The organism is Actinobacillus ureae ATCC 25976 (genome assembly GCF_000188255.1).
GTDB classification, from domain to species: domain Bacteria; phylum Pseudomonadota; class Gammaproteobacteria; order Enterobacterales; family Pasteurellaceae; genus Actinobacillus; species Actinobacillus ureae.
Genome location: NZ_GL831081.1, coordinates 127,038 through 132,394 on the forward strand (window position 1 = coordinate 127,038; position 5,357 = coordinate 132,394).

Annotated in this window: 7 protein-coding genes and 1 other RNA gene; 4 read left to right on the forward strand and 4 right to left on the reverse strand. The window is 39.5% G+C overall.

The genetic code is table 11. The annotated features are described in order from the left end of the window. Nucleotides 1-40: 40 nt before the first annotated feature. The 4 genes from HMPREF0027_RS08445 to HMPREF0027_RS08460 form a co-directional block, all read right to left on the reverse strand. Complete coding sequence (locus tag HMPREF0027_RS08445; protein ID WP_256867193.1) at nt 41-331, reverse strand: HU family DNA-binding protein; 291 nt, start codon at nt 329-331, stop codon at nt 41-43. A gap of 117 nt (nt 332-448) precedes the next feature. After that, complete coding sequence (locus HMPREF0027_RS08450) at nt 449-1,039, reverse strand: YjaG family protein (RefSeq protein WP_044024534.1); 591 nt, start codon at nt 1,037-1,039, stop codon at nt 449-451. A 119-nt stretch (nt 1,040-1,158) separates the two neighbouring features. Next, on the reverse strand, nt 1,159-2,223 hold the full coding sequence (gene hemE / locus HMPREF0027_RS08455) for a uroporphyrinogen decarboxylase (protein ID WP_005624205.1): 1,065 nt from the start codon (nt 2,221-2,223) through the stop codon (nt 1,159-1,161). A 107-nt stretch (nt 2,224-2,330) separates the two neighbouring features. Next, the gene (locus tag HMPREF0027_RS08460; RefSeq protein ID WP_005624207.1) at nt 2,331-2,882 is read right to left on the reverse strand and encodes a UPF0149 family protein; all 552 of its coding nucleotides are present in this window, start codon (nt 2,880-2,882) and stop codon (nt 2,331-2,333) included. A 76-nt stretch (nt 2,883-2,958) separates the two neighbouring features. Here HMPREF0027_RS08460 and HMPREF0027_RS08465 point away from each other — a divergent pair, with 76 nt between their 5' ends. The 4 genes from HMPREF0027_RS08465 (at nt 2,959) to HMPREF0027_RS08475 (ending at nt 4,914) form a co-directional block, all read left to right on the forward strand. Further along, the gene (locus tag HMPREF0027_RS08465) at nt 2,959-3,279 is read left to right on the forward strand and encodes a cell division protein ZapA (protein ID WP_005624208.1); all 321 of its coding nucleotides are present in this window, start codon (nt 2,959-2,961) and stop codon (nt 3,277-3,279) included. A 68-nt stretch (nt 3,280-3,347) separates the two neighbouring features. Continuing rightward, nucleotides 3,348-3,529, forward strand: a non-coding RNA gene (gene ssrS / locus HMPREF0027_RS11800) — 6S RNA. Between the two features lie 24 nt (nt 3,530-3,553). Further along, the gene (locus tag HMPREF0027_RS08470; protein WP_005624210.1) at nt 3,554-4,132 is read left to right on the forward strand and encodes a 5-formyltetrahydrofolate cyclo-ligase; all 579 of its coding nucleotides are present in this window, start codon (nt 3,554-3,556) and stop codon (nt 4,130-4,132) included. Next, nucleotides 4,129-4,914, forward strand: a complete 786-nt coding sequence (locus HMPREF0027_RS08475) for an IclR family transcriptional regulator (protein ID WP_005624212.1) — start codon at nt 4,129-4,131, stop codon at nt 4,912-4,914. The genes HMPREF0027_RS08470 and HMPREF0027_RS08475 overlap by 4 nt, the downstream gene beginning before the upstream one ends. The last annotated feature ends 443 nt before the right edge of the window (nt 4,915-5,357 follow it).

A 5,357-nucleotide genomic window follows, 5' to 3' on the forward strand; every position in this document is an offset into this window, starting at 1 on the left:
TTTCAGAGTCTAGGCTTTTTTGTAGAAATCTTAAAAAGAATTATTTCACTAAATCTTTTAATGCTTTACCTGCAACGAACGCTGGTACTTTAGCAGCTGCGATTTTGATCTCTTCACCAGTACGTGGGTTACGACCAGTACGTGCATTACGCTCATTTACTTTAAACGTACCGAAGCCGATTAATTGAACTGCATCACCTTTTTTGAGGCTTTCAGAGATTGCTTCTAAAGTAGCTTCTAATGCTGCTTTAGCATCTTTTTTGCTTAACTCTGCACCTGCTGCGATTGCATCGATTAACTCAGTTTTGTTCATAATTGTATCCTCTAAGATTTTATTTAGATAAATGGCGTTGACCCGCCTGAAACTTGTTGCATAACGCCCCGCTAGCTTAATTCAAACTTAGATATTCTCAAAGTGAATAATGCATCATTCTATGGGGAAGTTGATTTATTGATTAAATTTTAACCCAATATTACTAATTCCGCTACTACGAATCTCATTTTTTAACTCAAGAATGAGTTCAATATTGCGTTCTTCACACTCATTAAGCAAACGATAAACCTGCCACTGTACATCAAGTTCGTCTTGAATTTCTTCCGCATTTTTGAGTTCTTGTTCATTCAACTCTCGGTCTTGCTGCATTTCTAAATAGCTTGCCACTGTGCCTAATGAAATTTGGCTGATACGAATCGCTTGTTCTAAAGTCGAACCGGCAATTAAACTATGCAATAATTCAGAAAGCGCTTCACACGCCTCTTGTGCGGGTAGGACACCAAAAAAGTCATAATCGTTCACATCCGGAATAATTTCTTCTAATTTCTCCAGCTGATTATCAAAATTAATTTTTGCACCTTTAACCGTTAAAAACTCCCAAACTAAGTTCAGAATATTTTGAAATACCTTGGCTTTTTCCGGCTGTTCAGTTACTTCACAAAACAGCTGATAGTTCGGATACATTCTTTCACAAAGGCACACCATAAATGTTAAATGCTGCCAAGATTCAAAACGTTCCATACGTTTATGAATAGGATTTCTCATTTTTTCCTCTTTCTTTAAGCTAAGCCAATTCCCCCAAAATACAAGCGGTCGGATTTCCATAATTTTTTGCAAAATTTTCCCGAAATTTAACCGCTTATTAAGATAAACCGGCTACGAGATTACTTATGGTACTGCTTTGAATACTCGTGAACCGCATCAACAAAGATCTTCGGACTTTGTTCAGGTACATCTTGATGAATACCGTGTCCTAAATTAAATACGTGCCCTGATCCTTGACCGAAACCGGCTAAGATCTGTTTCACTTCCTGCTCAATACGTTCCGGCGGCGCATACAATACGCTCGGATCCATATTACCCTGTAGTGCAACTTTGTGTCCGACACGACGACGAGCATCCGCAATATCAATCGTCCAGTCTAAGCCTACCGCATCACAACCGGTTTCCGCAATCGCTTCCAACCATAAACCGCCACCTTTGGTAAATAAGGTGACCGGTACTTTTCTACCGTCGTTTTCACGAATTAAACCGTCCACGATTTTGTGCATATAGCATAACGAAAATTCTTTATATTCATTATGCGCCAATACGCCACCCCAAGTATCGAAAACCATCACTGCTTGCGCACCGGATTTAATTTGTGCGTTTAAATATAAGATCACGCTATCGGCTAATTTATCTAATAATGCGTGCAAAATTTGCGGATCCGCATACATCATTTTTTTGATTTTGGTGAATGCCTTGCTTGAGCCGCCTTCAACCATATAAGTAGCTAATGTCCATGGGCTACCGGAGAAACCGATTAATGGCACTTCGCCTTTTAATTCACGGCGAATGGTACGCACTGCATTCATGACATATTGCAATTCACCTTCCGGATCCGGAATCGGTAAGTTTTCTACCCGTGCTTTATTTTCAATTGGACGAGCAAATTTAGGACCTTCTCCCACGCCGAAACTCAAACCTAAGCCCATTGCGTCCGGGATAGTTAAAATATCAGAGAATAAAATAGCCGCATCCAACGCATAACGACGTAACGGCTGTAAAGTCACTTCACAGGCTAAATCCGCATTACGGCATAAAGACATAAAATCACCGGCTTCTGCACGTGTTGCTTTATATTCCGATAGATAACGCCCTGCTTGACGCATCATCCACACCGGAGTCATATCCACAGGTTCGCGTAATAGTGCTTTTAAATAACGATCGTTTTTTAATTGGCTCATAATATTCCTTGTGTAATCTGTTCTTCTATACAAATAAGCGGTTAAATTTCACGAAAAACTTGTAAAAGTTTGCCACAATGTCACCGCTTGTATATAACTCATTGGGATTAGTGAAGTTGAGGCTTTTCCGTTGTTTTTACGTTTAATGCAAAATGGCTATACAAGAAAAGCGTCAACACACGAAGATATTCAACAACCTCTTCTCCCGCTTCTAGCAATTCATTATTATCATCGTCTTCATTGTAACCTAATTTAGAAATTTCTTCTAAATCATCTAAAGCTTCGCCAATTTCATCCGTTTCACGGCTTAATTTAGGTTGTGCTAATCCTAAGCCCAATAAAAATTGGCTTGTCCAGTCGGCAATCGCATCTGCTAAAGCGAAACCATCTTCATTATTCGGAGTCCAAAGCGAAAATAATGTATTAGCCTCATCAAAACTTTCGGTCAATTGCTGATAAAACTCGGTTAACGCTGCTAAAGGCGCTTGAGAAAAGGCATGACCATCATTTAAAAATTGGTAAGTTAAGGTTTTCCAAGATTCATCTTGTACACCGCCTGCAATTAACCCACTTAGAAAACCGTGTACTTCTGGCGCTGTCTCAGCGATTTGAAGTTGTGCGATTAATTGATTAAATTCATTTGATTGTGTAATAGCCATAGTGTCTTATTTGTGATTCTGTTAAAGAATGGCATAATAGCAAAAAATTTATATTACTTGTGAGGATTTCGCGACTATGTCGGCAAATTATATTGAAGTTCAAGTTTTTGGGCAGGTACTTCGTTTACATTGTCCACCGGATCAACAACACAATTTACTTGCTTCCGCGCAACGTTTGGAAGAGCGTGTAGCACTCTTAAAAGAACAATCCGGCATTATTCAACTTGAAAAAGTTTTAGCGATCGTTGCCTTAAACCTAAATTATGAGCTTGAGCAAGAAAAGCAAAAAAATGCGAATAATAAAACAGTATTAGAATCTTGTATTCAGCAACTCGACAGCTCATTGAATAAATTACTAACGAATGCATCGGTTGCAATTAATCAAGAAAATGTTTAAAAGCTGATCGTTTGCAAGTTTTTCTAAATTCAAGACTAGGAAAAATTCTCAATTTCCGTTAGTATAACTCTTGCCTGGGGTGTGCGTGACTGGTTACGTCCCTGAGCCGATAATTGAAAACTTTGAGTTGGACATCTAATCGCTGGTGAGCAGGCTTACCTTGAGTAAGAAGCCTAAAGGTAATTAAGTTCGACTCCCTTGAACCGTCTGGTTCAAGGACCACCACCGGTGGCGGCACTTCGGGTTCTTTCATTTCTCTGTTTGGTATTTCAATATGCAAACAAGTCAATCTCGGCGAGATACTCGTCAACTCATACGAAATCAAATGCGAACCAAACGGCTTGAACTTAGCACATCTCAACAGATTACAGCCTCATTAAACCTTATCCCTCAGGCGCTTTCTTTGATTGATCATTATCAAGCCTCTCATCTCGCTTTCTATTTGCCGTTTAAAGCAGAAATTTCACCGCTACCGCTAATGCAACGCCTCGCTGAACAAGGTAAATCGATTTATCTGCCGGTATTACATCCTTTTAGTCCCGGTAATCTACTTTTTCTGCAATACCATCCGTCTTCTCAACTTGAACGCCATGCATTCGGTATGCAGCAGCCTAAACTTGATATTCGTCAGCTAAAGCCGCTTGAAGAATTAGAGATGATCTTTACTCCGCTTCTCGCTTGCGATAGCCAGCTAAATCGCTTAGGCTATGGTGGCGGTTTTTATGATCGAACTCTCGCTCAAACTCAAGCCATTAGTGTCGGATTAGCTTATCGTTGCCAGTTAATCGAACAACTTTCTGTCGAGCCTTGGGATATGCCGCTCAGTTATCTGATATTAGGAGACACAGAATGACAGAAAAAGAATCATCAGGAAGCCAAACGCTGGTAAGAGGATTAAAACTACTTGAGTTACTTTCTCAATATCCGAACGGCTGCCCGCTCGCTCAGCTTTCCGAACTTGCCCAATTAAATAAAAGTACCGTGCATCGTTTATTACAAAGCTTACAACAAGAAGGCTTCGTTCGTCCTGCGCCCACTACCGGCAGCTATCGCCTTACCACAAAATGTCTTGCCATCGGTCAGCGTGCATTAAGTTCATTGAATATTCTGCACATTGCCGCTCCTCACCTTGAAGCACTTAATCTCGAATTGGGTGAAACGGTTAATTTTGCGATGCGTGAAGGCAATCATGCGATTTTGATCTACAAACTCGAACCGACCACCGGTATGATGAAAACCAGAGCTTATATCGGGCAGAGGTTACAATTGTACTGTTCCGGTATGGGCAAATTATTTTTGGCTTATGATAAGCCTGAATATATTCCTCAATATTGGCAACAAAAGCACAACGTTATTCGCCAATTGACTGCAAATACGATTACCACTATTCCAGAAATGGAAACTGAATTAGCTAAGATCCGCCAACAACAATTTGCGATGGACGATGAAGAAAATGAACTGGGCGTATCTTGTATCGCTTGTCCTGTGTTCGATAACCAAGGAAAAGCTAATTATGCAGTCTCCATCTCCTTATCAACTGCACGCTTGAGCCAACTGGGTTTCAATATTCTCTATCCTGCGCTTCGCATTACTGCACAAAAAATTTCTGAAGAGTTAGGCTGGCACGCAGAATAAGCGGTCAGATCTTCAACGAATTTTGCAAAAATTCCGCGAAGATCTGATTTTATATTCAGGTATTTTGTTCTATCCACAACACCTGTGGATAACTTTGTGGATTTCTCTTTGAAAAGCAAGCTAACCCTAGATAAAACCTAGCCTCTATCTGTTTCACTCCAAATTGAGCACAAAATAACATTTCTTTAAAAATCAATAAGTTAAATTTTGACTAGTCCTTTTAACAAAAATTTTCAAAAATATTTCTTGTAAATCCGCTTGACAAATATCGCCTGTGTACAACTGTTAATCCTAGCGTAAAAAATCAGATAAAAAGCACACTAAATTCGTTAAAAAAACGATCATTTTTTTGCGATTAAATGTAAAATTTTTGTTGCAAACGTTTGCAAATTAGTTATAGTCCGATTGTATAGGTTATCAACAAACAACAATAATTTTAGGGG

Bases quoted from the DNA above. Each gene is read 5' to 3' on its own strand.
- hemE (WP_005624205.1), bottom strand. From the start codon at position 2,223: ATGAGCCAATTAAAAAACGATCGTTATTTAAAAGCACTATTACGCGAA.
- HMPREF0027_RS08460 (WP_005624207.1), bottom strand. From the start codon at position 2,882: ATGGCTATTACACAATCAAATGAATTTAATCAATTAATCGCACAACTT.
- HMPREF0027_RS08475 (WP_005624212.1), top strand. From the start codon at position 4,129: ATGACAGAAAAAGAATCATCAGGAAGCCAAACGCTGGTAAGAGGATTA.
- HMPREF0027_RS08450 (WP_044024534.1), bottom strand. From the start codon at position 1,039: ATGAGAAATCCTATTCATAAACGTATGGAACGTTTTGAATCTTGGCAG.
- HMPREF0027_RS08465 (WP_005624208.1), top strand. From the start codon at position 2,959: ATGTCGGCAAATTATATTGAAGTTCAAGTTTTTGGGCAGGTACTTCGT.
- HMPREF0027_RS08470 (WP_005624210.1), top strand. From the start codon at position 3,554: ATGCAAACAAGTCAATCTCGGCGAGATACTCGTCAACTCATACGAAAT.